Source organism: Aquabacterium sp. (genome assembly GCF_036273115.1).
Taxonomy (GTDB): domain Bacteria; phylum Pseudomonadota; class Gammaproteobacteria; order Burkholderiales; family Burkholderiaceae_C; genus Aquabacterium.
Map to the genome: position 1 here is coordinate 1 of NZ_DASUIN010000028.1, position 25,182 is coordinate 25,182.

The 25,182-nt window shown below is 58.8% G+C and carries 24 protein-coding genes and 1 pseudogene; 12 read left to right on the plus strand and 13 right to left on the minus strand.

Translation table 11 applies throughout. The annotated features are described in order from the left end of the window. Nucleotides 1-496: polysaccharide deacetylase family protein (locus tag VFW72_RS11980; protein ID WP_329674531.1), on the minus strand; the 496-nt coding region annotated here is incomplete at its 3' end. 431 nt (nt 497-927) lie between these two features. Between VFW72_RS11980 and VFW72_RS11985 the strand changes: the two genes are divergently transcribed. The 3 genes from VFW72_RS11985 (at nt 928) to VFW72_RS11995 (ending at nt 2,460) form a co-directional block, all read left to right on the plus strand. Then, nucleotides 928-1,293, plus strand: coding sequence for a PilZ domain-containing protein (locus VFW72_RS11985; protein ID WP_329674532.1), 366 nt, complete (start codon nt 928-930; stop codon nt 1,291-1,293). Between the two features lie 45 nt (nt 1,294-1,338). Then, nucleotides 1,339-2,124 (plus strand): TatD family hydrolase, encoded by a 786-nt coding sequence (locus VFW72_RS11990; RefSeq protein ID WP_329674533.1) that lies wholly within the window; start codon nt 1,339-1,341, stop codon nt 2,122-2,124. Between the two features lie 138 nt (nt 2,125-2,262). After that, the gene (locus tag VFW72_RS11995) at nt 2,263-2,460 is read left to right on the plus strand and encodes a hypothetical protein (protein ID WP_329674534.1); all 198 of its coding nucleotides are present in this window, start codon (nt 2,263-2,265) and stop codon (nt 2,458-2,460) included. Between the two features lie 71 nt (nt 2,461-2,531). On the opposite strand, the gene VFW72_RS12000 is transcribed toward VFW72_RS11995, so the two are convergent. From VFW72_RS12000 to VFW72_RS12015, 4 genes and pseudogenes are all read right to left on the minus strand, one after another. Continuing rightward, on the minus strand, nt 2,532-3,395 hold the full coding sequence (locus tag VFW72_RS12000) for an amino acid ABC transporter permease (protein WP_329674535.1): 864 nt from the start codon (nt 3,393-3,395) through the stop codon (nt 2,532-2,534). Continuing rightward, nucleotides 3,392-4,252 carry an ABC transporter permease subunit gene (locus VFW72_RS12005; protein WP_329674536.1) on the minus strand — a complete coding sequence of 287 codons (861 nt, stop codon included), beginning with the start codon at nt 4,250-4,252 and terminating at the stop codon, nt 3,392-3,394. Before VFW72_RS12005 ends, VFW72_RS12000 begins: the two co-directional genes overlap by 4 nt. Continuing rightward, nucleotides 4,233-5,246 (minus strand): amino acid ABC transporter substrate-binding protein, encoded by a 1,014-nt coding sequence (locus tag VFW72_RS12010; protein ID WP_329674720.1) that lies wholly within the window; start codon nt 5,244-5,246, stop codon nt 4,233-4,235. Before VFW72_RS12010 ends, VFW72_RS12005 begins: the two co-directional genes overlap by 20 nt. Nucleotides 5,247-5,337: 91 nt before the next feature. Next, nucleotides 5,338-5,931 (minus strand): annotated as a pseudogene (locus VFW72_RS12015) (glutathione S-transferase). Nucleotides 5,932-6,221: 290 nt separating this feature from the next. Here VFW72_RS12015 and VFW72_RS12020 point away from each other — a divergent pair. Further along, entirely contained in the window at nt 6,222-6,728 is a 507-nt protein-coding gene (locus tag VFW72_RS12020) for a DUF2147 domain-containing protein (protein ID WP_329674538.1), read from the plus strand. Here VFW72_RS12020 and can read toward each other — a convergent pair. The 4 genes from can to VFW72_RS12040 are packed head-to-tail and all read right to left on the minus strand — an operon-like array spanning nt 6,693 to nt 10,968. After that, the gene (gene can, locus VFW72_RS12025; RefSeq protein ID WP_329674539.1) at nt 6,693-7,385 is read right to left on the minus strand and encodes a carbonate dehydratase; all 693 of its coding nucleotides are present in this window, start codon (nt 7,383-7,385) and stop codon (nt 6,693-6,695) included. The two genes, VFW72_RS12020 and can, sit on opposite strands and share 36 nt — an antisense overlap. Then, the gene (locus VFW72_RS12030) at nt 7,382-8,968 is read right to left on the minus strand and encodes a GH3 auxin-responsive promoter family protein (RefSeq protein ID WP_329674540.1); all 1,587 of its coding nucleotides are present in this window, start codon (nt 8,966-8,968) and stop codon (nt 7,382-7,384) included. The genes can and VFW72_RS12030 overlap by 4 nt, the downstream gene beginning before the upstream one ends. After that, a complete protein-coding gene (locus VFW72_RS12035; protein WP_329674541.1) occupies nt 8,965-9,936 on the minus strand; it encodes a fatty acid desaturase family protein in 972 nt (323 codons plus the stop codon). The genes VFW72_RS12030 and VFW72_RS12035 overlap by 4 nt, the downstream gene beginning before the upstream one ends. A gap of 15 nt (nt 9,937-9,951) precedes the next feature. After that, a complete protein-coding gene (locus VFW72_RS12040) occupies nt 9,952-10,968 on the minus strand; it encodes a fatty acid desaturase family protein (RefSeq protein ID WP_329674542.1) in 1,017 nt (338 codons plus the stop codon). Between the two features lie 298 nt (nt 10,969-11,266). Between VFW72_RS12040 and VFW72_RS12045 the strand changes: the two genes are divergently transcribed. The 4 genes from VFW72_RS12045 to VFW72_RS12060 are packed head-to-tail and all read left to right on the plus strand — an operon-like array spanning nt 11,267 to nt 15,447. Next, the gene (locus tag VFW72_RS12045; protein WP_329674543.1) at nt 11,267-12,100 is read left to right on the plus strand and encodes a hypothetical protein; all 834 of its coding nucleotides are present in this window, start codon (nt 11,267-11,269) and stop codon (nt 12,098-12,100) included. Nucleotides 12,101-12,104: 4 nt separating this feature from the next. Beyond that, complete coding sequence (locus VFW72_RS12050) at nt 12,105-13,250, plus strand: aromatic ring-hydroxylating dioxygenase subunit alpha (protein WP_329674544.1); 1,146 nt, start codon at nt 12,105-12,107, stop codon at nt 13,248-13,250. Next, nucleotides 13,247-14,416, plus strand: a complete 1,170-nt coding sequence (locus tag VFW72_RS12055; protein ID WP_329674545.1) for a hypothetical protein — start codon at nt 13,247-13,249, stop codon at nt 14,414-14,416. Before VFW72_RS12050 ends, VFW72_RS12055 begins: the two co-directional genes overlap by 4 nt. A gap of 2 nt (nt 14,417-14,418) precedes the next feature. Beyond that, entirely contained in the window at nt 14,419-15,447 is a 1,029-nt protein-coding gene (locus VFW72_RS12060) for a fatty acid desaturase family protein (protein WP_329674546.1), read from the plus strand. A 27-nt stretch (nt 15,448-15,474) separates the two neighbouring features. Here the strand turns inward: VFW72_RS12060 and VFW72_RS12065 are convergent, their stop codons facing one another. From VFW72_RS12065 to ribA, 3 genes are all read right to left on the minus strand, one after another. Next, nucleotides 15,475-17,046: a methyl-accepting chemotaxis protein gene (locus VFW72_RS12065; protein ID WP_329674547.1), complete on the minus strand. Its 1,572-nt coding sequence runs from the start codon at nt 17,044-17,046 to the stop codon at nt 15,475-15,477. 121 nt (nt 17,047-17,167) lie between these two features. Further along, nucleotides 17,168-18,076 carry a cation diffusion facilitator family transporter gene (locus VFW72_RS12070; RefSeq protein WP_329674548.1) on the minus strand — a complete coding sequence of 303 codons (909 nt, stop codon included), beginning with the start codon at nt 18,074-18,076 and terminating at the stop codon, nt 17,168-17,170. 9 nt (nt 18,077-18,085) lie between these two features. Continuing rightward, complete coding sequence (gene ribA / locus VFW72_RS12075) at nt 18,086-18,733, minus strand: GTP cyclohydrolase II (RefSeq protein WP_329674549.1); 648 nt, start codon at nt 18,731-18,733, stop codon at nt 18,086-18,088. A gap of 444 nt (nt 18,734-19,177) precedes the next feature. Here ribA and leuA point away from each other — a divergent pair, with 444 nt between their 5' ends. From leuA to VFW72_RS12090, 3 genes are read left to right on the plus strand one after another with little or no spacing between them, the layout of a single operon-like run. Next, nucleotides 19,178-20,878: a 2-isopropylmalate synthase gene (gene leuA, locus VFW72_RS12080; RefSeq protein ID WP_329674721.1), complete on the plus strand. Its 1,701-nt coding sequence runs from the start codon at nt 19,178-19,180 to the stop codon at nt 20,876-20,878. Next, nucleotides 20,875-21,225 carry a helix-turn-helix domain-containing protein gene (locus tag VFW72_RS12085; RefSeq protein ID WP_329674550.1) on the plus strand — a complete coding sequence of 117 codons (351 nt, stop codon included), beginning with the start codon at nt 20,875-20,877 and terminating at the stop codon, nt 21,223-21,225. The genes leuA and VFW72_RS12085 overlap by 4 nt, the downstream gene beginning before the upstream one ends. 23 nt (nt 21,226-21,248) lie before the next feature. Next, entirely contained in the window at nt 21,249-21,884 is a 636-nt protein-coding gene (locus VFW72_RS12090; protein ID WP_329674551.1) for a DUF2238 domain-containing protein, read from the plus strand. Between the two features lie 5 nt (nt 21,885-21,889). Here VFW72_RS12090 and VFW72_RS12095 read toward each other — a convergent pair whose 3' ends face one another. Beyond that, nucleotides 21,890-24,082, minus strand: coding sequence for a cation-translocating P-type ATPase (locus VFW72_RS12095; RefSeq protein ID WP_329674552.1), 2,193 nt, complete (start codon nt 24,080-24,082; stop codon nt 21,890-21,892). A gap of 341 nt (nt 24,083-24,423) precedes the next feature. Here VFW72_RS12095 and VFW72_RS12100 point away from each other — a divergent pair, with 341 nt between their 5' ends. Further along, a complete protein-coding gene (locus tag VFW72_RS12100) occupies nt 24,424-25,128 on the plus strand; it encodes a PEP-CTERM sorting domain-containing protein (RefSeq protein WP_329674553.1) in 705 nt (234 codons plus the stop codon). The last annotated feature ends 54 nt before the right edge of the window (nt 25,129-25,182 follow it).

Here is a 25,182-nt window from a genome sequence, read left to right on the forward strand (position 1 = left end):
GGATGGCCTTCAATCGACCTGCATGCTTGAGCGACATGGCAGGGAACCCGCGGAAAGCCGGCAGCACATCCTCGGGGGCACGCCGAATCATCCACGCCAACTCATCCCACCAGGGCACGCCACCTTGATCTAGAAAACCCGTGCAAACAAAGAAGGTGGCAGGCAAGCCATGCGATTTCAATATCGGGAAAGCGATGTCGTGGTTATCGCGATAACCATCGTCAAAGGTCACCTGGACGTAGCGTCCCCGCCGATTTTGAATGTCAGGTAAATCTGTCGATCCAATGACATCAAACTCAGATTTGAAAAATCGCATCTGAGCATCAAAGGCTTCTGCCGATGCGCTGAACAAGTCTTTATCCCAGGGCGAGGACACCCAGTCCCCCACGCGGTGGTAATTGAGCACCAGCAGGCCATTCCAGCATCCCCAATGGCGAAGGAGCCCTCCGACACCGGATTGCTGCAATACACGCGCCAACAATTCTTTCTTGCTCATGAGCACTCCCGCCCGGCCTGGTTTGCATACGCAGGTCGGGTTTGTGTATTCAAAGCAATGTCAGATCGTGTTGTGCTGGTCAAGCGTTCCTTTTCCCGTCCCAGTTCCATGCCACGTATTTATTGTTTTGGCGCCGATAACTTGATCGACGCCAGTTTGTCGTTTGTTTATGACATGTTACTGCTCAAACGGGAATCGTTGGGGATCAGCGCCCCCACTGATGCGGGCGCCCCCCTGAAATGGATGAAACAATGGCAAAACGTGTCGGGTGTTTCAAACGGTAAGGCCACCTGAATAGCGGGGGAATTTCACGCCTGTTTCATAGGGGTTGGGGTTACACTTTTCCCACGATGAGCGAATTTCAAACCACTGCAATGCCTTCTGCCTTTGCGCCTACTGGCCCAGGCAGAACGTCGGCCTCCATGGGAGGCATGGGTGCCACGTCAGCGGCGGCCGCTGCACGTCCCAGCGTCATTCAGCTCGTTTTCCGAGAAAAGGGTGCGCTGTATGCGGCATACATGCCAGCATTGACAGATGGCGGCCTGTTCGTTCCCACCACACGTGACTACCTGCTGGGGGACGACATCTATTTGCTCCTGTCTTTGCCAGAAGACAACCAGCGCTACCCGGTTCAGGGCAAGATCGCCTGGATTACTCCGGCCAATGCCTCTGGCGGCCGCACTCAAGGTGTTGGCGTTCGCTTCCCGGCGGACGAGAAAACCCGCCTGTTGCGCTTGAAAATCGAAGAAATCCTGGGCACCGCGATTTCCTCACACAAGCCAACTCAAACACTTTGAGGCAAGATTCGCGGTTCGCTCACGTCCAACCGCGGTTTTGTCCTCATGTTTGTCGATTCGCACTGCCATCTCAATTTCCCCCAATACGCCGATCAACTTGATCAGGTCCGTGCCGAGATGGCACAGGCACAGGTAGACCGCGCCCTGTGCATCAGCACCACACTGGAAGAATTCCCTCAGGTTCACGCCTTGGCCACCCAGTACGACAACTTCTGGGCTACGGTGGGCGTGCACCCCGACAACGAGGGCATTCAGGAACCCACCCTGCAAGACCTGCTGGACCGCGCCAAGCTCCCCAAAGTGGTCGGCATTGGCGAGACCGGTTTGGACTACTACCGCCTGGAAGGCCGCTCAGTAGCTGACATGGAATGGCAGCGCAACCGCTTTCGCGTGCACATTCAGGCTGCGCTTGAGACCAATCTGCCCATGGTGATTCACACTCGCTCGTCCAGCGAAGACACCATCGCCATACTCAAGGAAGCCGGGCAGGGCAAAGCGCGAGGCGTGTTTCACTGCTTCACCGAAACCCAGGCCGTAGCCAAAGCCGCATTGGATCTGGGCTTTCTGATCTCGTTCTCAGGCATTCTCACCTTCAAGAACGCAGCCGACTTGCGCGAGGTCGCCGCCTTCGTTCCGCTCGATCGATGCCTGATCGAAACCGACAGCCCCTACCTGGCTCCCGCCCCATACCGCGGGAAGACCAACAGCCCGGCCTACGTGCCCTTTGTGGCCAAGCAACTGGCCGAGATCAAAAGGGTTTCCCCCGAGGAAATAGGCCGGGCAACCAGCCGCAACTTCGAGCAATTGTTCTCAGTTCCCGCCGCCGCATGATTGGCTAAGCACACTCAAAAACAACACCCTGTCAGACAATTTCTGACAGGCAGTTTGGTTGTGCGGCGACTATTCGCCCCGGCCTGTGAAGCCTACAGTGAACCCATCACGACGTAACTTTTTCACACCGGAGGCAATATGCAGAACCAAGGTCTTTACGCTAACCCGTTTGCTCTGATGATGGACCCCAAGGGTGTCCTGGAAGCCATGGAGCGCTCGGAGCGCCTGAACCGCCTGCAAAGCCGTGTGTGCCGTCCGCTGGACAAGCCCCTGATTCCTCTGGTCAACGGCGAAGCCGCTGATCAGGACCTCGATGACGTGTCTGACTCTGAATGAGTTGACGCAGCAGTTTGCGACAAAGCGTGCTTTTGATGCCCACCGCAAGGTGGGCTTTTTTTATTCCAGCTTTACCCTCGCTGCCAGCGCGCCTCCAGGCGCCGCCCCACCCAGGCCAAGCCCAGGCACAAGCTGGCATACACAGCCGCCACAAACAGGTAAGCCTCCAGATAGAAGGGGCGCCAGACAGGGTCGCCACCCAGGCCGAGAGACAAACCACCGGTCAGCTCGTGCAAGCCGATGACCATGACCAGGGACGTATCCTTGAGCAAGCCAATCGCATGACTGACCAAGGCGGGCAACACTGCGCGCAAGGCTTGTGGCCACACCACACGCCATTGTGTGCCCCAGAAACCCAGCCCCAGCACCTCTGCCGCCTCAATCTGCTCAGCCGGAACCGACTGCAGGCCTGATCGGATGATCTCAGCCAGATACGCCGCCGAGAACAAGCTCAGTGCGATGCCCGCCCGCCAGGCTAAAGGCATTTGCCATTCTGGTGGCAACACAGCGGGCAACAGATAGGCTGCCAGAAAGAGCAGGGCGATCAGAGGCACACCACGCACACATTCGATCCAGGTTCGGCACATGCCCGCCAGCCAGACACGATGCGAGCGGCGCCCATGCGCCAAGGCCAAGGCCAATGGCCACGAGACAATCCAAGCCCCCACTGCCAGCAGCAAAGTCAGAGGCAAACCACCCAGATGGTCTGTCGGATCCAGCCCCAACAGAATCGGCCGAGCTTTCTCGACCACGACACCCCAGCAGGCCCCGGCGTGCCCGACAGCCTGGCATGCCGACGCATCAGGCCTGAACACCGCCTGGAATACCGCCCAATCGAGGAATCGATACAAGACCCATGCGCTTAACAAGCCCATCAGCAACGAAGCGGGCTTGGACACAATGCCCCACAGGGCCGATGACCGGGCCCGCTTCATGGCGCCCCCCTGTCTGCCTGGCGCGCATTGAACCAATTCATCAACGCGGACGTCAGCAAGGAGAGGGTGAGATAGACCGCCATCATCACCAGCACACATTCCAGTGCGCGCCCGGTTTGATTGGCCGCTGTATTGGATACGGAGACGAGATCCGGATACCCCACCGCCACAGCAAGCGAGGAGTTCTTGATCAAGTTCAGATACTGATTCGTGGCGGCGGGAATGATGGTGCGCAAGGCTTGCGGCACCACAACCAGGCGAATGGTTTGCCACTTGGTCGCGCCCAGGGTTTGTGCAACTTCAGCCAGGCTGGCCCCAACGGACTCCAAGCCCCCGCGAATGACCTCAGCCAGAAAGGCCGAGGTATACAGGCTCAAGGCCACGGCCACGGCCAAGTATTCTGGCGTGACAGCGGCACCGCCGCTCACGTTGAAGGCTTCCTGAACGGGCAGGGCCCATTCGCCGGTTGCACTATCCCACCAAGGGAAGGCCAGCCCGCCTTTGCTCAGCCACACGCCGGGCAACAAACGCCACGCAGACGTGGTGTCTGGCAACCATTCAACCAGCAGGAAATACCACAGCAGCAGTTGCACCAACAACGGCACATTGCGAATGGCATCGGTATAGATCAGTGCGGCTCGCTGCCATGCAACCGAGCCTGATCGCCTGGCCAAGGCCACAGCGGCTCCCAACACCGTGGCCACCACGAGCGCAGGCAATGACACGCGCAGGGTGTTGCCTAAGCCCACCCAAAGCGCACGCCACAAGGGTTGCGACGAGTCAAACAGAACCAGCCCGGTTTCACCAATATCGAACCCGGCCGGTTGCCAGAGAAAGTCAGCGAATGGGAGGGGCATACACCAGTCCGCCCTGATTCCACAGCTTGTTCAAGCCTCGGGGCAGTTTGAGCAGAGACTTGGCGCCCACATTGCGCTCGAACACCTCGCCGTAGTTGCCCACGGCTTTGACCGCGCGTTGTGCCCAGGCTTTGTCCAACCCCAACAGCTTGCCGGTGTCTTCACTGGCCCCCACAAATCGCAGTACGGCTGGGTCGGTGCTTCTGGCGCCTTGGTCCACATTGGCTTGCGTCAGGCCCAGCTCCTCGGCTTCCTGCAGCGCAAACACCGTCCACTTGACGATGGCAAACCACTCGTCGTCGCCGCGGCGCACCAATGGTCCAAGCGGCTCTTTGGAAATCAACTCAGGCAGGATCAGATAGTCGTCAGGGTTGGAGGCTTCCTTGTTGCGAACACTGGCCAGCCCGGATGCATCGGTGGTGTAGGCCTGGCAACGGCCGGAAAACAGCGCTTTGAACGCGGCCTCAAAGGTGTCGAACACCACCGGCTTGATACCGAGATTGTTTGCCCGAGAAAAATCGGCCAGGTTCTTTTCGGTGGTGGTGCCGGCCTGCACACAGACCTGAGCGCCTTTGAGTTGCTTGGCCGAGGTCACCTTGAATTTCTTGGGAACCAGAAAACCTTGTCCATCGTAGTAAGTGATGGCGGCAAAGTGGAAACCCAAGGAAGCATCGCGGGTCAAGGTCCACGAAGTATTGCGAGACAACAAATCGACCTGACCTGATTGCAAGGAGGCGAAGCGCTGCTGTGCATTCAGCGGCACGAACTTCACCTTGTCCGGGTCTCCCAGCACGGCTGCGGCCACGGCGCGGCACACATCCACATCGAGCCCGGACCAGCGGCCCTTGCTGTCAGGTGCGGAAAAACCAGCCACCCCCGCGCTGACCCCACATTGAATGGCGCCGCGCTGTTTGATCGTGTCCAGTGTCTTTCCGGCCCAGGCAGATTGTCCCAGCAGGGTCAGCCCTGCCAGCGCCAGACTGCGTAGAACCATGGGTTTGACCAATTGCATGTGTGAACTCGGCTGTGATAGGAGTGGGTGGGGAATAGGGCGATCGCGTGCGCCAGCATAGCGCGAGAGCACATCAGAAAAGGGTATCTGCGTGGTCTGGCGCCCACGGCTCATACTTTTGCATGATGCGCTGGAATAGCGGCGATGCCAGCCATTCATCCAGCCAAGCTTGGACGCGCGGAAGTGGCGCTGACGCAAACCATGCAGCGTCGACCTGAGCGAACTGCCGCACGAACGGCATCAAAGCCACATCGACCAATGATGCGGTAGGCCCCATCAAGTAGCCCGTTTCTTTTAGCTGCAACTCCATGGGCCGCAACAGCGTCTGCGCGCCTTGATCGCGGTACTGCTCAGCTGTTGATTGTGGATGACGCTCAGGATACTTGTAGCGGTCCAGGTATTGCTTGAACGGGCCATCGTTCAAGTTCAGCCAACGCTGCCCAGCCTCGGTTTGGGCTGGACGAAGCCAGGCATCTGGATCGGCCTGATCGCAAGCCCAGCGCATGATGTCCAAGCTTTGGTCAATGACACGACCATCCGGCAAGACCAACACGGGCACGGTGCCTTTGGGCGAAGCTTCGAGCAACTGGGGTGGCTTGGCACGCAGCACGACCTCACGCAGCCGTAGTTAGACACCGGCATAGGCCAGCGCCATGCGTGCGCGCATGGCATATGGACAGCGACGAAATGAATACAAGATCGGCAATTGGGCTGGTGTATTGCTCACAGGTCGTCTTTCTCCTGGCACACATTGTCGGATGAGCGCAAGCATAGAGGGACTACGGGACTTGCGACGGCTGTCTGGCCTGCCCCCGCGCCCAATCATACTTGCCACGATGTATATTATGTCAACTACCATACCTGTCGTGACCCAGCCTCACTTGACCTATTCACAGCATCGATCTCCCACCTGCGTGCTATCTTGACTTCTCAGATCCACTCAAGACCCACGCTCCCATGGTGCTGACTCGCTTTGCGCTGGCCCTCTCTGGGCTGACTCTCTCATCCGTCTTGTGGGCGCAAACCACGCCCGCGGGCTCCTGGCTGACCTACGACGACAAAACCGGCGAACCAACCTCGCATGTTCGGGTCAGCGAAAAGGAAGGATCGTTGATGGGGGCCATCGAGAAAATCCTCGATCCAGCCAAGGCGGACGCCATATGCAACCACTGCGACGATGAGCGCAAAGACCAACCCATCTTGGGCATGGTGATCTTCAGCAACGTCAAGTTGAAAGACGACGCCCCGCTAACCTGGGACGGCGGCGACATCCTTGACCCGAAGAACGGCAAGATCTACAAGGTTCGCATTCGACTCGTGGACGATGGCAAAACCCTCGAGGTGCGTGGCTACAAGGGCTCACCCATGTTTGGGCGCACTCAGCTTTGGCATCGCATCGACACGGCACCAGCTACCGCGACCTCCTCGTCAGCGTCTACCCCGGCGGCTGGCACCAGCCCATAAGGCCTGCAAGGCCGCCTTGCGCCATGCGGGGCGGTCCACATCACTGGAAATGGTGGAGCCCAGATTGCGCAAAATGCCGTCGTGCACACCATAAATCAGTCCGTGTACTGACAGTGCTTGCCCACGACGCCAGGCCTGCAAAACGCTGGTCAAGCGACTGACTTGAACCACCTGCTCGATCACATTGATTTCGCACAGGCGGTCGGCTCGCTGCCTCGGGTCAGCCAGCGAATCGATGCGCTTGGCATGGATGTAGCGCAGGTCCTCCACGTGGCGCAGCCAGCCATCGACCAGGCCGAGTTCTTTGCGATCCAGCACGGCTTGCACGCCACCACAGCCATAGTGCCCTACCACCATGACGTGGCGCACCTTCAGCACATCAACCGCAAACTGAATCACCGACAGGCAGTTCATGTCGGTATGCAGCACGAGGTTGGCTACGTTTCGGTGCACAAAGACCTCTCCAGGGTCCAGGCCAATGATTTCATTGGCGGGCACACGGCTATCAGAACACCCGATCCAGAGATACTGGGGTGACTGCTGTTCAGCCAGGCGATTGAAAAAGTCCGCGTCGCGTTCGCGCATGCGAGCGGCCCAAGCCTGGTTGTTCTTGAAAATCTGGCCCAGACCGGAATCGTCGGTGTCATGAAGAATCATGGGACCGAATTTAGCAAAAATGCCTGCCCCCAATCATGACGGGCATCCAATGCCGTTGGTTTGATGTCTCCCGCCCGCTGCCCAGCCTCAACCAAAGTGCGCTGATAGACCTGCCAGCCATGGCGCACAGGCTGAACTTGTAGCGCCCCCAACTGCCCCAAGCGGCGACACGTTGCATAGTGATGTCCGGTGGCCAAATGCGATTCCAGAACTTGCCCAATGCGGCGCAACTGCCCAGCATTCAGGTCTGCATCCATGTACAACCGGTAGTGGGGTGATGCTCCGTGCACTGGGGCCAGCATGGCAAATCGCCAGTCGAGCCCCAATTGGGCTCGCGCCAGATTCAAGCCGGCCTCCACCTGGTTAGCATGGATTTTTTCACCACACAGGTCGCTGACGCGGTCAAGCTTTCCGGCGAAACGGACTCGAGGGGTGGCCTCTGCAAGCCCCACACACTCGATCACGTCTTTGAGGTGATAGCGATACAAGCCGCCGCCTGTACTGAGGATGGGGCTGTATACCCCCCCTGGCCTCAATTCATGCGCGAAGCGGGGGGTTTTGCCCGGGTGGTCAAGGTCGATGAATTCTAGAAAATGACTGCCGACAGCCAGAGGGCATCCCGCATCGTGTTGAGGCAACAATGGCGTAGAGACCACCCCTTCCGTGGCCAGCAACCCCTTGCCTTGCAATGGCGTATGGGGAAACCAGCGCTTCAATTCAGGAACGAACTGCGCGGCGATGCTGTCTGTCCAGCAAGAGATCAGCTTCAGGCGCGGCCAAATGGCCTCCCCTGTGACGCGGCCCTGCCCTTCGACTCGCTCCCGAATGTTCGCTGCACGGGCCGCCGGCAAAGTAGCCACCAGCACATCGAAATGGGTGGCGATATAGGCCATCAACAGAGACAGATACGTTGGACTCCATACGGAGATGAGCCCCAAATTCTCCGCGGCCAGCAAATGAATGGCCGTCTGCCAGCGCCACGTGTCCATGTCGGCAGCTTGCGCAACCGAGCTTGGCACCGCCATCATGCGGTTCAGAGCCCATCGCATCAACGGACTGAAGTACTCGGTGTCGTCGTCAAAGCCAATCGCGACACCTCCCTCGGTTCGCCGCATACCTTGCTTGGCCAAAGAAATGGACCAATAGCTCTGAGTGCCCTTCAGACCCGGAACCCGGGTATACAGGTCGTGTAGCCAGGGGTTGGTCGCGCGAGAAAAATCAGCAAGCAAGTCATCGGTGTACGGGATGAACTTGTTGGTCGAGGTTGACCCGCCCGATGGCTCGAGCATGCGCACGGGTGCGACGGTCAGGACACCTTGTTCACCTTGAGCAATCCGATCCACCCAGGGGCGAACCGCATCGTAGTCAACCACCGGAACTCGGCTTTGATACTCGGCCATGGTACGAATGCGATCGAACCCATGCTGCCGACCGTAGGCAGACGATGCGTTATCTTGCAATAGCCGCTGGAAGCGCAATTGCTGAGCCAAAGCCGGATTCTGGAAGGCGGACTTCTGGGCCTTTGCTGCTGCCCCCAGCGACCACACATGGGCTGACTGCAAGCCCCAAAGCAAAGCACTCACGCAGCGTGCTCCCGAGTTTGCAAAGGGCCGCGAACTTGGTGCGTCACGGGCCAGGCTTGCTCAACTGGCTGAGGGGGTGCCCACAGGGACAGATAAGTCGACAGATACCCTTGCATCGGCGCACTCTGGGCTACCAATGGCATATACAGCCAAGGCACATTAGGCTGGCGATGATGGCTGAGGTGATAGTTGAAGTTCAGGTAAAGCCACTGCAACGGTGCCCACAACTTGAGGTCATAGGCACCCTCAATCAGATGCCGCGGGGTGCGCACATGGTAGATGTACTGCTGGCTAGACCATGAAAAAGCGAAGGCGCCATAGCAGAACGCCACAGCTTGCCAGTTCAACTGCAGGGCCCACCACACAAGACCCCACAGAACCAGCACACACAAGGTCTCCACACGGACCTTGCTTGCCCCCGCACGCTGAATGAATGCAAGGTACCGCGCCACCGAGGTATTTCCCCCCGAGGCAAATGCCCGGCTCAGCAAGCTCGTCGGGGTCAGACAAATGACCAAGGTAACCACCGGCGCACTCAGCCAAATCAAGCCTGTGATCAAGGCATAAAACTGAACATGCTTGACCCAGGCCGATTCGCCCGGGCGGATGTAATCCACCAGCTCGGCATCCGAACGATTGACTTTGTGGTGATTGAGGTGAGCTACGGTGAGCAGTTGGTAGCTGCCAGGAAACATGGCCGCACAGAAAAAGCCCAACAGATCATTGACCTTGCGGTTGGAATGGAGCTTGCGGTGCTCTGCTTCGTGCAGCAAGGAAAAGCCCGTTTGCATCACAAACGAGAAAGCCAGGACAGCCCCACCCAAACACACCCAGGCCTTTGCGTTCCAGGCCCAGGAGGCTCCCCACAACAAGGCGACAGACGCCAGCAACTGCAGCGAGGTCACCGCAAGATTCAGGCGGTCGGGGATAGCAAAACGCCGCGAGGCCAAGGTCGAACCATGATTCATGCGCCGCCCCCCGACTCACCAGCCCTGCCCCTGCCGTTTGGCCGGGTACAGCTCAGGGTGGTTGTCCAGATACCACTGGCGCAGTTTGGGCAAGTTCTCCAACGCCACCTGAGGATGAAGGTGGTGGACGATGTGAAAGCCAATGTTTCGCGGCGCGAAGAACAGTTGCCCCAACCAGGTCAGGTTGTGGTCTACCGTCGTCTTCATGATGGTTTCCATCTTGCGATCAACCACAGGCTGATAGTTGTGCTCGACCAATACGCGATGCCCAGCAAACAAGGCTGCAACAAAAGCAGGCAAGAAATAGTGGAACCAGGCTGTTTCTGGCTGGAAATAGGTGAAGGTGAACAAGCCCGCATGCACGATGACCTGCCCCAACTCGGCTTTGCAGCAGTCAATCAGCTCCGGCAGGTTCGTCAGGTCCTTGCCTGATTTGTCTTGCAGAAACACTTTTGCATAGCTGTTGCGCATGCCTGGGATGGCGTAGGCCAGCAAACCGTAAGGCCCCCGAATCATCCACAGAGGAATCAGCAAGATGTGGCGCAACCAGATCAGGAAGAAGATGAACGGGCGCCCTGAGACGGTCGGCTTGAAATAGGGGTCTGTAGACATGCCACTGTCGCGATGGTGGCGGATGTGGTGGTAGCGCATGGCATTGAGGGTGGAAGCCATGGGGTAGCCGGCGAAGATCTCAACAAACCGGATTTGCCAACTTTTCTGTCGAATCGACTGATGGGTCGCGTCATGCAAGATGACCCCGAACGAGTGGATGCGCCCGGCAATCAACACCACCCACAGTGGGTAAGTCCAATAGGGGGTATGACTCATCGCCACCCAGCAGGCCACGATCCACAGCCAATCGATCAGGGTGTAGAGGACCAGCCGGTTGTTGTTGGCTCGCCCCAGCAGTTCGGCCGGCACCTTGCGCCGATCCAGACTCTTTTGGCCAGACCCTGCAGCCGCCAGGGCCGACTCCAGGTTATCGACCAGATGCAGGTCGTCGTTGCTGACCGTGGCAGACGATGCGGACATGAGAGACACCCTTCAAACAATCCAAAACGAATCAATACGAAAGAAGCGAATCGCTTACTCGAATGGGTTCGCAGTGTATTGAAACGAAAATAAAAAAGCATCCATCAATCAGCATTTACCCTCATTCAAGGGTTGATGCCTAGCGAGAAGGGCGTGCATCATCCGGTCCGTTGCGTTTCGAGACCGTTCCAATTGCTGAAATGTCTTTTTCGCAATACGCACACATGCGATTCGTGATGCATTCACGGATGTTCGCTTTGTTTGTTTCATGCGCGAAATGGGCGCCAGGAGTTGGGCTGTGCAAGGATTGAAACCCGGTCAAAGCAAGGTAGTGGCAGCGTCCGTAGATAGCCTGCTCCCCGAAACCGGGCGCATGGCGGCCCCCAACGGCAAGCTGGGTGCGCGCCGGGTGGCCGTCGGCGACCTGGAGCCCGACACCATTGCCCAGATGTGGACCGTGTTCCGGCGCTACTACGCGGACATCAGCCGTGATCGCTTCCTGGCCGACCTCAGTGAAAAGCAGTTCGTGATCGTGCTGTTTGATCGTGGCGACCAGACCGTTCAAGGTTTTTCGACCATTCAAGTGCTTCGCCGCACTCACAACGGCCGCCCCTACATTGCGGTGTACTCGGGTGACACCATCATCAACCAGGCCTACTGGGGGCAGACGGCTTTGCAAGGTGGGTTCTATCGATTCCTGATGGGCTTGATGCTCAAGAACCCGATCACGCCGATTTACTGGTTCCTGATTTCCAAGGGATACAAGACCTATCTATTGGTCAGCCGGGGCTGCCCAGATCATTGGCCACGGTATGACCGCCCCACCCCGCCTCGTGTGATGGGCATGATCGACCAGCTTGCCAAAGAGAAGTTTGGCTCCGACTGGAAGCCAGAGCTGGGCGTGCTTCAGTTCTCCACCCCAGCCGGCCGGCTCAAGGAGGGCGTGGCACCGATTGACGCTGCGGCCCTGAAGCACCCCGACATCCGCTTCTTCGCGCAACGCAACCCCGGCCACGAAAAGGGCGATGAGTTGTGCTGCCTGGCCGCCATCAACCTGAAATTGGGGGCGTTCTACATCGCCAAGTTGCTGCGCAAGAGCCTGCGCCGCCAGCTCAACAAATACAAGGCCTGATCCCATGACGACCGAACCCAAAGTCATCACCATCGTGTCTGCAGCCAGTCCATGCGCAGGTGCCCCATCGGTACAAAGCCAGGCTGTGCCCATGCGTGAAAGTTGCGGCGACCTGAAGAACTACTGGTACGCCGCAGCCCAGGCAAAAGACGTGAACGCGAAAAAGCCACTGAGCGTCGTGATCATGGAAACGCGCATCGTGCTGTGGCGCAATGCACAAGGCCAGGCTGTGGCCCTGCGAGACCGCTGCCTGCATCGCAACACCTTTCTTAGCCCTGGTGACATCACCGATCAGGGCATTAAATGCCCGTATCACGGCTGGACATTTGACGAACAGGGCGTTTGTGTGAACGTGCCCTCCGAAGGCGAAAACGGCAAGGCTTACCCCAATCGCAAGGTCGAAAATTTCCCGACCCAAGAGGCTTATGGCTTGATCTGGGTGTGGATGGGGGGCGGTGAGCCCGACCCGGCGCGTCAACCCTTCCCCATGCCGCATTACGACGAGAGTGGCTGGAACACCTATTACATGAAAACCCACTTCGACAACGGCGTGACCTCGCTGGTCGAAAACTTCATGGATGTGCCGCACACCGTGTTCGTTCACAAAGGCTGGTTCCGAGACCGCAAGAAGCTCAAGGTCGACTCCACAGTCGAACGCACCCCCAACAGTGTGCTGGTGACTTATCACGCCCAAGACGCCATCGGGTTCACAGAAAAGGTGCTCAACCCCAAGGGCTTGCCGATGCAGCACACCGACAAGTTCTACATGCCGAACAACACACGAGTCGACTACATCTATGGCGAAGACGAACGCGGCTTTGTCATCACCAGCACCTGCACCCCGATCAACGACCACGAAACCACGGTCTTCACCCTGATCAGCTACAAGTTTGGCTGGGCCAACGCCCTCTTCCGCACCTTTCTGCCTTGGTACACACGCCAGGTCATCCAACAAGATGTGGAAATCATGGCCAACCAGGGCCGCAGCTTCAAGGAGCAAGGGCCCGATTTCAAGAGCACACCGGCCGACACACTGCACGTCTTCATCGAATCGCTGCGAGAACATGCCCAAGCCAACGGGCTCGATGCCGACGGCAAGCCCGTGCCCGCACCTCGCCCCATGACGCGTGAAGTGGTCTTCTGGATATGAGCGCTCTGCTCTCCCCCTCAAGCGAGGTCATTTACCAAGGCAACGGCTGGCGCATGCGACTGGCCACCGAGGCCGACAACCAGCGCCTGTGCACCCTCTTCCGTGAAGTAGACATGTCTGCAGACCTGTGCCTGGCGGAAGAGCGTGACCCCGACTTCTTTGCGCTGCAACGCGCGCAATGCGACCAGGGTTACACCGTGATGCTGGAGGACTTGACCCAACCGGATCGGCCCGCATTTGGCTGCGCATCAATCCTGACCCGCGCGGCATGGGTTCGGGGCCAGGTGCGGCGCATTGGCTACGCTTGCGACCTGCGCATTGAGCCTGACTACCGACGCGGAACGATTTTCCCCACCGTGATTGCTCAGTTCATGGCCTACATGCAGACCCACAAAGGCATGGACATGATGTTCAGCGCCGTGCTCAGCAGCAATGTACGCGGGCGAAATGCATTGCTGAACCAAAGGGGCAAGCGACAAGGTCAACCACAGGCTCAAGTCATGACCGCCTACAACATGACATCGATTCAGTTCATGGGCTCCCGCAAAGCAAATGACCCCAGGGTGCAACGCGCCCAGGAAAGCGACCGCCCTGCGCTGATAGCCTTTCTGGCTGCCCAACAGCGTAAGCGCTTGTTTGGTGAAGTGGTTGACGAGGCCTGGCTCACACGCCGACTGGAGCGATGGCCAGGCCTGAGCCTTCACGACTTCTTCCTGCTCAAAGATGGCGATGGTCAAGTGCTGGCCTGTGCCGCGCCATGGGATACCGAAGCCGAGCTACGTCGGTCGCGGGTGTTGGCCTACCAAGGGAACATGCGCTGGCTGCGCACGCTCTACAACCTGGAAGCCCGCCTTCGCGGCATTCCGCGCCTACCCGACGAAGGACAGTGCTTTCACTTCGTCTACCTGACCCATCTGGAAGTTCTGGAGGACAACCCACAGTGGCTCAACGCCCTGCTGCGATCCATTTACAACCAATTGAATGGGCAAGCTTTTCACTTCATGAGCCTGATGGTGCCTCAAGGTAGCCCACTGGAAGACGGCCTGACAGGCTTTCGCATCCGTCGCATCCCCATGGAGCTGATTGCCTTCACCAACGAACGCTCCAGCCTGCATGGCCATACCTTGCACACACAGCAACCTGGCTTCGAAATGGCGCTGCACTGACCATGACCCCACAGCAATACAAAGACTTGCGCAAACAGTTTGCCCAGGCCGGTCTGCTTCAAGCCCACGATGGCTGGGGCCTGGCCACGGTCGCTCTCGAATCGCTGATTTTTCTGGGCGGCATCTGGCTTCTGACACAAATACAGCCATGGTCCTGGCCCTACGTGGTCGTGCAGATCTTATTGGGCAGTTCCATCTTCCGGTTCTTCGTACTCATGCACGATTGCGGCCACTACAGCCTGTTTCAGACACGCGGCCTCAACAATGTGATCGGGTGGCTTTGCAGCGTGGCCTGTCTGACCCCGTTGCTGGCTTGGCGACAGATCCATTTCGAACACCATCGCTGGGTGGGCATCAAAGATCGTGACCCCACTGCTGCCGGACTGATCACGTTCGAGCAACGCCAGCAGCACTCGCGCCCGACTGTGGCCCTACTGAGGCTGATATGGATATTGCGCCTTCCCGTGCCTGCCATCACCTTCACGGTCAATGTGCTGTGGCTGTACCCCTTGCGACTTTGGAAGCAAGGCCAAGCGCGACAGGCTGCCATCGTTGCCGCCTCTGGCCTGGCTGCAGCCTTGCCCCACGCGCTGGCCATCGGGTACTGGGGGCTAGCGGCCTATGCCAGCATCTACCTGCCCATTTTGCTGGCCTCATTCGTTTGGTATGAAACCATCAACCTGACCCACCATGCAGGCCTGTACAAACTGGAAGCGGCCCACCACCCTGATCCGCTGCCACTGTATGAGCAACAAAGCGTCAGTCGCTCTTGCTACATGCCCACCTGGCTTTCCGCTGTGCTGTGCTATCACTTCAACCTGCACGCCGAGCACCACTTGTTTCCCGCCATTCCGTGGCATCACCTCCCGTCGGTCAGACAGGCGTTGAGCCAGATCGGTGTGAGCAACTACATCGACGTCCCCTTCCCTGACTTCAACAACGCCCTGCGTAAAGAAGATCCGGTAGGGGTGCTGCTCAATCGCTTGTCGCCCCAGCTTGAACAAATGCAAAAGCCCCTGCTACGCTCGTAACAGGGGCCAGTAAGGCGGCGATGCGAATCAGGCGTGACGCGTGCGATGGTGGCTGAGCTTGAAGCGCCCCACCACCTGCGACAGGCGCACAGCCTGCTCGTACAGCGATTCGGCAGCCGCAGCAGATTGCTCCACCAGCGCCGCATTTTGCTGGGTCATCTGATCCAGTTGGCTGACTGCGGTGTTGATCTGGCTGATGCCATCGCGCTGCTCGGATGTGGCCATGGTGATGTCGCGAATGATCGCATTGACCTGCTGCACTGAGTTCACGATGTCATGCATGGTGGTCCCAGCCGATTGCACCAACTGTGAGCCCGACTCGACTTGATCGACTGACGCGTTGATCAACGCCTTGATTTCGCGGGCGGCATTGGCTGAGCGTTGCGCCAGGGTGCGCACCTCTCCAGCCACCACAGCAAAGCCACGGCCTTGCTCGCCCGCACGAGCGGCTTCCACCGCCGCATTCAGCGCCAGGATATTGGTCTGGAAGGCAATGCCGTCGATCACACCAATGATGTCACTGATCTTCTTGGAAGCCTGGTTGATGCCATCCATGGTGGCCACCACTTGCGACACCACCTCACCACCCCGTTCGGCCACACCAGCAGCCGTGTCAACATAGTGATTGGCCTCGCTGGCCGAATCGGCGCTTTGTCGCACTGAACCGGTGAGTTGATCCATGCTGGCTGCGGTTTGCTGCAGGCTCGCTGCAGTCTCTTCTGTTCGACTGCTCAAGTCACCATTGCCAGCGGCAATTTCCTTGCTGGCCTGGGACAAGCTGTCTGCTGCTTCATGCACTTCACGCATGGTCTGGGTCAAGTGCTCCGACATCTTGCGCATGGACTGCAGCAGCTGAGCGATCTCGTCGGTGCCTTTGACATCAATAGGCTGACTGATGTCGCCCTCGGCAATCGAGTCAGCCACACGAACCGCCTTGCGGATGCCGCGCTTGATGATGCGACTGACCAAGCCACCAATGAAGATGGACAAGGCCACGGCTCCGCCGAGCATGCCGCCCATCACCGTCAGGTGCTGAAAGAACTCGGCTTTCAGGTCATCGATGTACACACCGGAACCCACTACCCAGCCCCAAGGCTCGAAACCCGTCACATAAGACACCTTCGCAACGGGCTCGTCCTGACCCGGCTTGGGCCAACGGTAATAGACAAACCCGGCCTTGTTCTGGCGGACCGTGTCAACGAATTGAACGAACACCTTCGTGCCGTCCGGATCGGTCATGTCGCTCAGGTCTTTGCCGTTCAACTCTGGTTTGGTTGGGTGCATGACCATCTTGTGGTTCATGTCGTTCACCCAGAAGTATTCCTTGCCCGAGTAGCGGGCGCGGTTCAATGCCTGAAGCGCCATTTGCTGAGCCTTGTCGCGAGACACTTCCCCCGAGGTTTCCAGGGAATGAGCCCAATCGACAATAGCCAAAGCGGCTTCAACGGTTTGGCGGGTGGCCACTTTGCGGTCTTCGACGCTTTCGGTGTAAAGCCGCCAGACCATGAAGCCAGAAACCAGCACAAGCAGAACCAAGGGCACCAGCGACAGCAAACGCAGCTTGTTGTCGATGGAAATCCGGCGCAAGAGTTCAATCATCTTTTCATCCTTGTAGACATCAATACCCCTTTCCATCAAGGGTATCCAGGTCACTATCGGATAAATCTCCCTGAGCTGAAGGGGAGAAAAGAGATTGTTTGGAAGGATATTCCTACGCGTGTCAGACCGGGTCCAAATGGACCATCACGTCCAGCACAGGCAACTGTTGCATGACACGCTCACGGGCTGCCACAGCAATATCGTGCCCATGTTTAACGGTCAGCGATCCATCTACTTCCAGATGGGCATCGACCATGATCATGTCGCCCATCTTGCGGGTGCGCACATCGTGGACGCCATGCACGCCGGGGGTTTCTTTCAAGAGGACGATGATTTCTTCAATCTGATCCTGAGAGGCGGAGCGATCCATCAAGTCATTGAGTGCATCCCAGCCGAATTCCCAGCCCATCTTGGTCACCATCAGGCCCACGATCAAGGCGGCCACGGGGTCGAGCAGAGGAAACCCCATCAGGTTGCCCACAATGCCCAGAGCCACCACCAGAGATGAAGCTGCATCAGAACGGGCATGCCAGGCATTGGCCACCAGCATGCTGGAGCGGACCCGCTCAGCGGCGGCGAGCATGTAGCGGAACAGCAATTCCTTGGAAGCCAAAGCAATCAGAGCCACCCACAGCGCAACGGGTTTGACCTGGGGGATGACCTCCGGGTCGCTGAGCTTGCCTACGGCACCCCACAGCATCCCAACGCCGACCGTCAACAGCAGCGCCCCCAACACCAGCGACGCTGCGGTCTCATAGCGGTGGTGCCCATAGTGGTGGTCGTCATCAGCCTCCTTGTGGCTGTGTTTGTTGGCCACCAGCACCACGAAGTCGGCAATCAGGTCTGACAGCGAATGGATGCCATCTGCAATCAACGCCTGAGAATGCGCCAGCACACCAACCACCACCTGAACGGTGGTCAAGACCAGATTGACAATGACGCTGACCAAGGTGCTGCGCTGCGCCACCTTGTGGCGCTCGGGCGTATCCTGTTCGGGGTCGTCGTGCGGGGTGAGGTCGAGTTCAGCCATGCGTGCCACTCACAGCCAGTCGATCTGGTGGCCCAGCTTGTGCAACTTGGTTGCCAGGTAGCGTTCGTTTTCTGGCTGCGCATCGCTGCGCACGGGCACGCGCTCGTCCACTTCAATGCCATACGCCTTGAGAGCGGCAATCTTGTCGGGGTTGTTGGTCATCAGGTTGACCGACTTCACGCCCAAGTGCTCCAGCATCTGGCCGGCAATATCGAACTTACGCAGATCAGCCGGGAAACCCAGCTTCAAGTTGGCTTCCACGGTGTCCAGACCCTGATCTTGCAACTCGTAGGCCTTGAGCTTGTTGATCAAGCCAATGCCGCGCCCTTCCTGGCGCAAGTACAGCACGATGCCATTGCCAGCCTGGCCAATTTCCCGCATCGCAAAATCAAGCTGAGGACCACAATCGCAGCGCAACGAGCCGAAGACGTCACCCGTCATGCATTCGGAATGGATCCGAATCAGGGCATGCTCGGTGATGTCGCCCATGACCATGGCCACGTGTTCAACGCCAGAGCCTTGCTCCTGAAACACCTTCATATTGAAGGTACCGTACTTGGTCGGGATGCGAGCCTGCGCAACGAACTGAACCTGAGGCGAAACCTCGCCAGGCTGTTCGGAAGATTGGGCGGTTGGGCGGGTCGATTCCCCATGCATGCTGATGGTCCTTGGTGCCTCAATGATTGGCGCGACCCTCTATTTTGGCAGGAGTACAGGGTTTTTGCCCGGGCAACGGCTTTTTGCGCCCAATTCCGGTGCCAATCTTGCTCAGACCGTGAGCCTGGGCCAACGCGATGCCCCCAGAAGAAACGGGAATTCCCGGTGACAGGGTTGACGGAACGCAAACCGCGCTGTCAAACTGCACCGCATGGCAAAGCACATCAAACCCACCTGGCAACGACTAGCGCTAGCGCGCAAGCTGGCCTCGGTGGGCCGTGCTTGGCTGAGTGACCCCACGCATTAATTCACTCAGCTTCCTTTGCCCCCGAAACGCCAGCTCCACGCTGGCGTTTTGCATGGGGGGTTGTATTTGCTCATGCGGCGCCGGCCAGTTGACCTGGTCCTCTTCATTCTTTTCAGGAAGAAAGACGCCCCATGAGCATGATCGCCAACCCCGCCCAGAAGTACCGCGCTGCCCCATCGGTGGCCCTGAACGACCGCACCTGGCCGAGCAAGACGCTGACTCAGGCGCCCATCTGGATGAGCACCGATCTGCGCGACGGCAACCAATCGTTGTTCGAGCCCATGGACAGCGCAACCAAGTTGCGCTTCTTCAAGATGCTGGTGACCATTGGCTTCAAGGAAATCGAGGTCGCCTTCCCTTCTGCCTCGCAGACGGACTTTGACTTTGTTCGCCAGTTGATTGAAGAGGGCCACATTCCGGACGATGTCACCATCGAAGTCATCACGCAGGCCCGCGAAGATTTGATTCGACGCAGTTTCGAGGCTTTGCGTGGCGCCCCCAAGGCCATCGTTCATCTGTACAACGCCACGGCCCTCGCCTGGCGCGAGGTGGTGTTTGGCATGAGCCAAGCCGAGGTGAAGGACCTGGCCGTGCGCCACGCCGCATTGATGCGCGACTTGGCCGCACAGCAGCCCGAGACACACTGGACCTTTCAATACAGCCCGGAAACCTTCAGCACCACGGAGTTGCCCTTCGCCTTGGAGGTTTGCAATGCCGTGATCGAAACCTGGCAACCGTCTGCAGCCCACCCCGTCATCATCAACCTGCCGGCAACCGTGGAAGCCAGCACGCCCAATGTGTACGCGGACCAGATCGAGTGGATGCATCGTCATCTGGCTCGGCGCGACGCTGTGATCTTGAGCGTTCATCCCCACAACGATCGTGGCTGCGCGGTGGCGGCAGCCGAGTTGGCTTTGATGGCTGGGGCTCAGCGGGTCGAAGGCTGTTTGTTTGGCAACGGTGAGCGCACCGGTAATGTCGACATCGTGACCTTGGCCATGAACCTCTACAGCCAAGGCGTGCACCCTGGTCTCGACTTTTCCAACATGGCGTCGATTGCGCGCACTGTGGAGCAGTGCATTGCCCTGCCGGTTCACCCGCGCCACCCTTACGCAGGTGATCTGGTGTTCACGGCATTCTCTGGTTCGCACCAGGACGCCATTCGCAAAGGCATGGCCGCACAGCGCCCCGATCAACCCTGGCAAGTGCCCTACTTGCCGATTGATCCGCAAGATGTGGGCTGCAGCTACGAAGCCATTGTTCGGGTGAACAGCCAGTCTGGCAAAGGTGGCATCACCTATCTGCTCGAGTCTGCCAAGGGCTGGCACGTCCCGCGCCGAGTGCAAATCGAGTTCAGCCAAGTGGTTCAGGCCGTGGCAGACACCGGTGGCCGCGAGTTGAGCGCAAGCGAATTGACGGCATTGTTCGAATCACATTACTTGCAGCGCCGCACACCTTGGCAGATGGTGGATCACCGCCTCTATGAAGAAAGCGGCTGCACCCACATTGAGATGGTCATGCTCGGCTGTGCTGGCCAGCAGAGATGGCATGGACAGGGCAACGGCCCCTTGGATGCGGCATGGCAGGCCGTGATGGCCCAGCACATCGATGGCATCGACACCTCTGTGCAGCTGCGCGATTACAGCGAGCATGCGGTGAGCCAAGGCTCGGACTCGGCGGCCATGGCTTGGGTTGAGCTGGCACGCGATGGACAGGCCAAGGGCAGCTATGGCGCGGGGGTCCACGTCAACCTGGTCACGGCATCTTTGCAGGCCATGGTCCAGGCGATGAATCGCATGATTGGCGCAGCAGCCAGTGATGGGGGACAAGCACCATGACAGACAACCCCATGCCGCAGCAATGCCCGTTCTGCCAAGGTTCAGGCCCCTTTCGCCGACACGCCCTGAGAGAAACCTGGTGGCGAGATGTGCCCGCCGACAGCCGCCCACGTATTCGGCGAGGGCACATGGTTCGCTGGCGGTGCCTGAACTGCCTGCAGATCCACACGGTGCAGCCGCATTGGGCGGCCTCGCCCCGGCGCATGACCTTGGATCTGGCGCAGTGGATTGCGTCACAACTGGCGCAAGGCTTGCCAGTGAGCCACATTGCTCAGGCAACCGGGCTGGATGACAAAACCGTGAGATCGGTTCGAGCTTGCTTGACAATGCCGGAGCGGTCGCCTTGATCGCATCTGCCCACATGCAAGTCATGACCGTTACTCGCCAAGACCGTTATGCCCTCACGGCCGCGTTGGCCTTGTTAGCCTGCCTGCTGGTATCAGGTTGGCAGCCGTTCGACCGGGGGGTGTGGCTGATGGAGGTGGTGCCGGTCATCATTGCCCTGCTCTTGATGGCCATGAGCTATCGGCGCTACCCGCTCACCCCCTTGCTGTACGCCTGCATTTTTGTGCACAGCGTGGTGTTGCTGGTGGGGGGCGCCTACTCTTATGCCCGGGTGCCACTGGGCTTCGACATTCAGCATTGGCTGGATCTGAGCCGCAACCCTTACGACAAGATCGGTCATTTCATGCAAGGGTTCGGTCCTGCCATTCTGGCGCGCGAAATCTTGTTGCGGGGGCAGCATGTCAAGGGCCGCAAGATGCTCGTGTACGTGATTCTCAGCATCGTGCTGGCCTTCAGCGCGTTCTACGAACTCATCGAGTGGGGGGCTGCAGTGGCTTTGGGCCAAGGTGCCGATGAGTTTCTGGCCACGCAAGGCGATCCTTGGGATACGCAATCTGACATGTTGTTTGCACTCATTGGCGGGGTCTGCGCCCTGGTTTCGCTGAGCGCCTGGCACGACCGGCAGTTGGCGCGCTTACCGGTTCAGCCGATCCAGTCTTGATGGACTCATGGGGCGTCGACACCCCGCAGCAGTCTCAAGCCATTGGCCACGACCAGCAGACTCGCCCCCATGTCGGCAAACACGGCCATCCACATGGAAGCCTGCCCCATCAGGGCCAAAACCAGCACCGCGGCTTTGATACCCAGCGCCAGCGCAATGTTCTGCCAAAGCACGCTGTGCGTCTTGTCTGACAAGGCAATCAACTCAGGAATACGCCGAAGGTCATCATTCATGACCACCACATCAGCGGCTTCCATGGCGGTATCAGTTCCTGCCGCCCCCATGGCAATGCCGATGTCGGCTTGAGCCAGTGCGGGCGCATCGTTGATGCCGTCGCCCACCATGGCCACAGGGCCATGGGCTTGACGCAGGGCCTCCAGCTTGGACAGCTTGTCTTGCGGCAGAAGCTGCCCGTGTGCCTGCTGCATGCCAGCCTGCTGTGCCACACCTTGCGCAACACGCTCGTTGTCACCCGACAGCAGAGCGGTTTGAATGCCCTGGCGGTGCAAAGCCTCGACCGCCTCGCGAGCCTCGGGTCTGAGGGTGTCAGCCACCGCAAAAACACCCAGTACACCTTCATCGGAAGCCAGTACGGTCACGGTATGTCCCGCCTGCTGATGCCCATCGAGCACCGATTCCAGATAAGGGCTGCATTGCCCGCGCGACTCGATCAAGCGGTGGTTGCCCAGGACATAGGCCTGTCCATTGGCCTGTCCCTGAACCCCGTGGCCAGGCAAGGCCTCAAATGACTGCACCTCCAGCGTGTCGCCCCCCAAGCCCAGCGCGATGGCCTGGGAAACGGGGTGATCGGAGCGCGCAGCCAGACTGGCAGCCATTTGTGCCACCACCGGGCGGGCTTCGTCGTCATCAGCGGGCAGAGGATCCCATGCGACCAACTGCGGTTTACCCAAGGTCAGCGTGCCGGTTTTGTCCATGGCCACCGCGCGCAGTTCTCGGGCCTTTTCAAGGTACACCCCGCCCTTGATCAGCACCCCCCTGCGCGCGGCTGCCGCCAGCGCACTGACCACGGTCACTGGGGTGGAAATGACCAATGCACAAGGACAGGCAATCACCAAAAGCACCAGGGCTTTGTAGATGCCCTGCAGCCAGGTCCAGCCCAAAACAGGTGGCGCCAGCAAAGCCACCGCCAAGGCCACGCCAAAAACCGCCGGGGTATAGACGGCGGCAAACTGATCGACGAAACGTTGAGTCGGTGCGCGATTGCCTTGCGCGCGCTCTACCGCTTCGATGATGTGTGCCAGCGTGGTGTCTGCTGCCGTGGTGGTGGTGCGAAACAGCAGTTCTCCGGTTTGGTTGATCGTGCCGGCAAACACTTTGTCGCCCGGCGCTTTGTCAACAGGCATGCTTTCCCCGGTCACAGGGGCCTGGTTCACCGCACTGCGCCCCTCCTGCACCAACCCATCGAGCGGAATGCGCTCGCCAGGGCGAATGCGTACCACCGAATCCAAGGCGATGTCATCCACAGACTGGGTTTGCCAGGTTCCATTGCTTTGGCGAACCATGGCTTGTCGGGGGCTCAAGTCCAGCAAGCTGGAAATGGCGTGTCTGGCTCGATCCACCGACTTGGCCTCAATGAGTTCAGCCACGGCATACAGCGCCATCACCATGGCAGCCTCCGGCCACTGTCCGATGGCAAACGCCCCGGTCACCGCTACGGTCATGAGGGCATTGATGTTGAGCTTGCCCGCCCGCAGGGCCTGCAGCCCCTTTTGATAGGTATCGAATCCAGCCAAGGCAATGGCGACCACAGCAAGGGCCATGCTGGCACCGTGCCAGAGATCGGTGGCGGGAGCCCAGACGTCCAGCACCTCCACAGCGCAAGCCAGAACCAGAGCCCCGAGCAAACGGCCCCACCGGCCGCCCTCTGCAAGACCGTGCGCGTGCGACTCTGAAGGAGCCCCTACACCGGCTTGAGGCGATACAGGCTGTAGCGGCTGCGTTGCAAAACCCGCCTTTTTGATGGCCTGCAAAGCGGCATGGAGTGCCTCGTCTGAAGCCAGGATGGCCAAGGTTCGCGCCTGCAACTGAAAGCGCAGGCCTTCAATGCCAGGGATGGGTTCCAAGGCACGGCGAATTTCCCCCTCTTCCACCGCACAGTCCATGGAAGGAATCAGGAATCGGCTCCATCCAGGCACGGGTGCATCGGACCGGATGGACGGGTATGAGTCAAGCTTCACGCTGGGTGATCCGCATCCGCACGCACCGTCTTTGTCGCAAGCCGCACCTGAGCCCGATTCAGTTGGCGAGGAAGCCATGTTTCCGCTTTCATCTGTCCATTCGTCTGCGCCCATTATCGATGAACCCCTTGGCACGGGGCTGACTGAAGCAGACCCAAATCAACGCACTGCTGGCCGAATGGGGTTTGACGCATGGGCCAGAGGAATAATCGATCGGCAAGTCGGAAAATATCGCCTCGTATTTGTGGATCTATATCAAACGCAGTGAGTGTTGTGGATATATTCAAATGGGGCCATGAAAATGGTTTCCATTCATTCACATAAACTCACAGGGATCTGCCATGAAAAAATCATTTGGCGCTTTGCTACTTTCTTTGGCTTGCGTCGTAGAGGCCCACGCCTCGTCCGTTTTGCTGGATCAACTGACGGGCTATTCCACTGACATCGCCACCGAATCTATTTTGGGTGGTGGCGAATATGCTTCGCTGTTTTCGCTCAGTCAGGCCAGCCACATCGACGCCATCAACTGGGCTGGCCTGTTTGCCCGCACCACGCCACTGACCGCACCCGCATCCCTTGAGTTTGTGGTTCGCATTTATGACGACGCAACCAGTGGCCCCAACGCACTGATCAGCGAACAAGTGATCACCTCGTCGTTTGAACAAGAGCGCATCAACGAAAACTTCGACACCATTTCCTATAGTGGGCTTTTTTCTGGCGCCATGTCGGCCGACTTGAATCCCGGTCGTTACTGGATCTCCGTCTTAGCCAAACTCGACCCAGACACCAAGTGGTATGGCGCAGCCCAAGAGCCCAACGCGGTCGATATTTTTGGCTCTGGTGGCGCACTCAAGATCGACGCCTCATCGCCTTGGCAAGCTGTCAATGACGGCATCAGCCTTTATGAGGGGCGTGGCGTAGCGTTCTCGTTGCAAGGCACCGTCGCGGCTGTCCCTGAACCCAAAACCCAGCTGATGATGTTGCTGGGCTTGGGTCTCGTCGGCTTGGCAACAAGCCACCTGCGCAAAAAGTCAGCTGCGGCCTGAACTCAGGCACGACTTTGGGGCTGAAGAGGCTGGACAAATCCGTCCTCGGCCCCC

Excerpts from the sequence above, each read along its gene's own strand:
- VFW72_RS11985 (WP_329674532.1), top strand. The coding sequence starts at position 928 with ATGGGTGCCACGTCAGCGGCGGCCGCTGCACGTCCCAGCGTCATTCAG.
- VFW72_RS11990 (WP_329674533.1), top strand. The coding sequence starts at position 1,339 with ATGTTTGTCGATTCGCACTGCCATCTCAATTTCCCCCAATACGCCGAT.
- VFW72_RS11995 (WP_329674534.1), top strand. The coding sequence starts at position 2,263 with ATGCAGAACCAAGGTCTTTACGCTAACCCGTTTGCTCTGATGATGGAC.
- VFW72_RS12000 (WP_329674535.1), bottom strand. The coding sequence starts at position 3,395 with ATGAAGCGGGCCCGGTCATCGGCCCTGTGGGGCATTGTGTCCAAGCCC.
- VFW72_RS12005 (WP_329674536.1), bottom strand. The coding sequence starts at position 4,252 with ATGCCCCTCCCATTCGCTGACTTTCTCTGGCAACCGGCCGGGTTCGAT.
- VFW72_RS12010 (WP_329674720.1), bottom strand. The coding sequence starts at position 5,246 with ATGGTTCTACGCAGTCTGGCGCTGGCAGGGCTGACCCTGCTGGGACAA.
- VFW72_RS12020 (WP_329674538.1), top strand. The coding sequence starts at position 6,222 with ATGGTGCTGACTCGCTTTGCGCTGGCCCTCTCTGGGCTGACTCTCTCA.
- can (WP_329674539.1), bottom strand. The coding sequence starts at position 7,385 with ATGATTCTTCATGACACCGACGATTCCGGTCTGGGCCAGATTTTCAAG.
- VFW72_RS12035 (WP_329674541.1), bottom strand. The coding sequence starts at position 9,936 with ATGAATCATGGTTCGACCTTGGCCTCGCGGCGTTTTGCTATCCCCGAC.
- VFW72_RS12040 (WP_329674542.1), bottom strand. The coding sequence starts at position 10,968 with ATGTCCGCATCGTCTGCCACGGTCAGCAACGACGACCTGCATCTGGTC.
- VFW72_RS12050 (WP_329674544.1), top strand. The coding sequence starts at position 12,105 with ATGACGACCGAACCCAAAGTCATCACCATCGTGTCTGCAGCCAGTCCA.
- VFW72_RS12055 (WP_329674545.1), top strand. The coding sequence starts at position 13,247 with ATGAGCGCTCTGCTCTCCCCCTCAAGCGAGGTCATTTACCAAGGCAAC.
- VFW72_RS12060 (WP_329674546.1), top strand. The coding sequence starts at position 14,419 with ATGACCCCACAGCAATACAAAGACTTGCGCAAACAGTTTGCCCAGGCC.
- VFW72_RS12065 (WP_329674547.1), bottom strand. The coding sequence starts at position 17,046 with ATGATTGAACTCTTGCGCCGGATTTCCATCGACAACAAGCTGCGTTTG.
- VFW72_RS12070 (WP_329674548.1), bottom strand. The coding sequence starts at position 18,076 with ATGGCTGAACTCGACCTCACCCCGCACGACGACCCCGAACAGGATACG.
- ribA (WP_329674549.1), bottom strand. The coding sequence starts at position 18,733 with ATGCATGGGGAATCGACCCGCCCAACCGCCCAATCTTCCGAACAGCCT.
- leuA (WP_329674721.1), top strand. The coding sequence starts at position 19,178 with ATGATCGCCAACCCCGCCCAGAAGTACCGCGCTGCCCCATCGGTGGCC.
- VFW72_RS12085 (WP_329674550.1), top strand. The coding sequence starts at position 20,875 with ATGACAGACAACCCCATGCCGCAGCAATGCCCGTTCTGCCAAGGTTCA.
- VFW72_RS12090 (WP_329674551.1), top strand. The coding sequence starts at position 21,249 with ATGACCGTTACTCGCCAAGACCGTTATGCCCTCACGGCCGCGTTGGCC.
- VFW72_RS12100 (WP_329674553.1), top strand. The coding sequence starts at position 24,424 with ATGAAAAAATCATTTGGCGCTTTGCTACTTTCTTTGGCTTGCGTCGTA.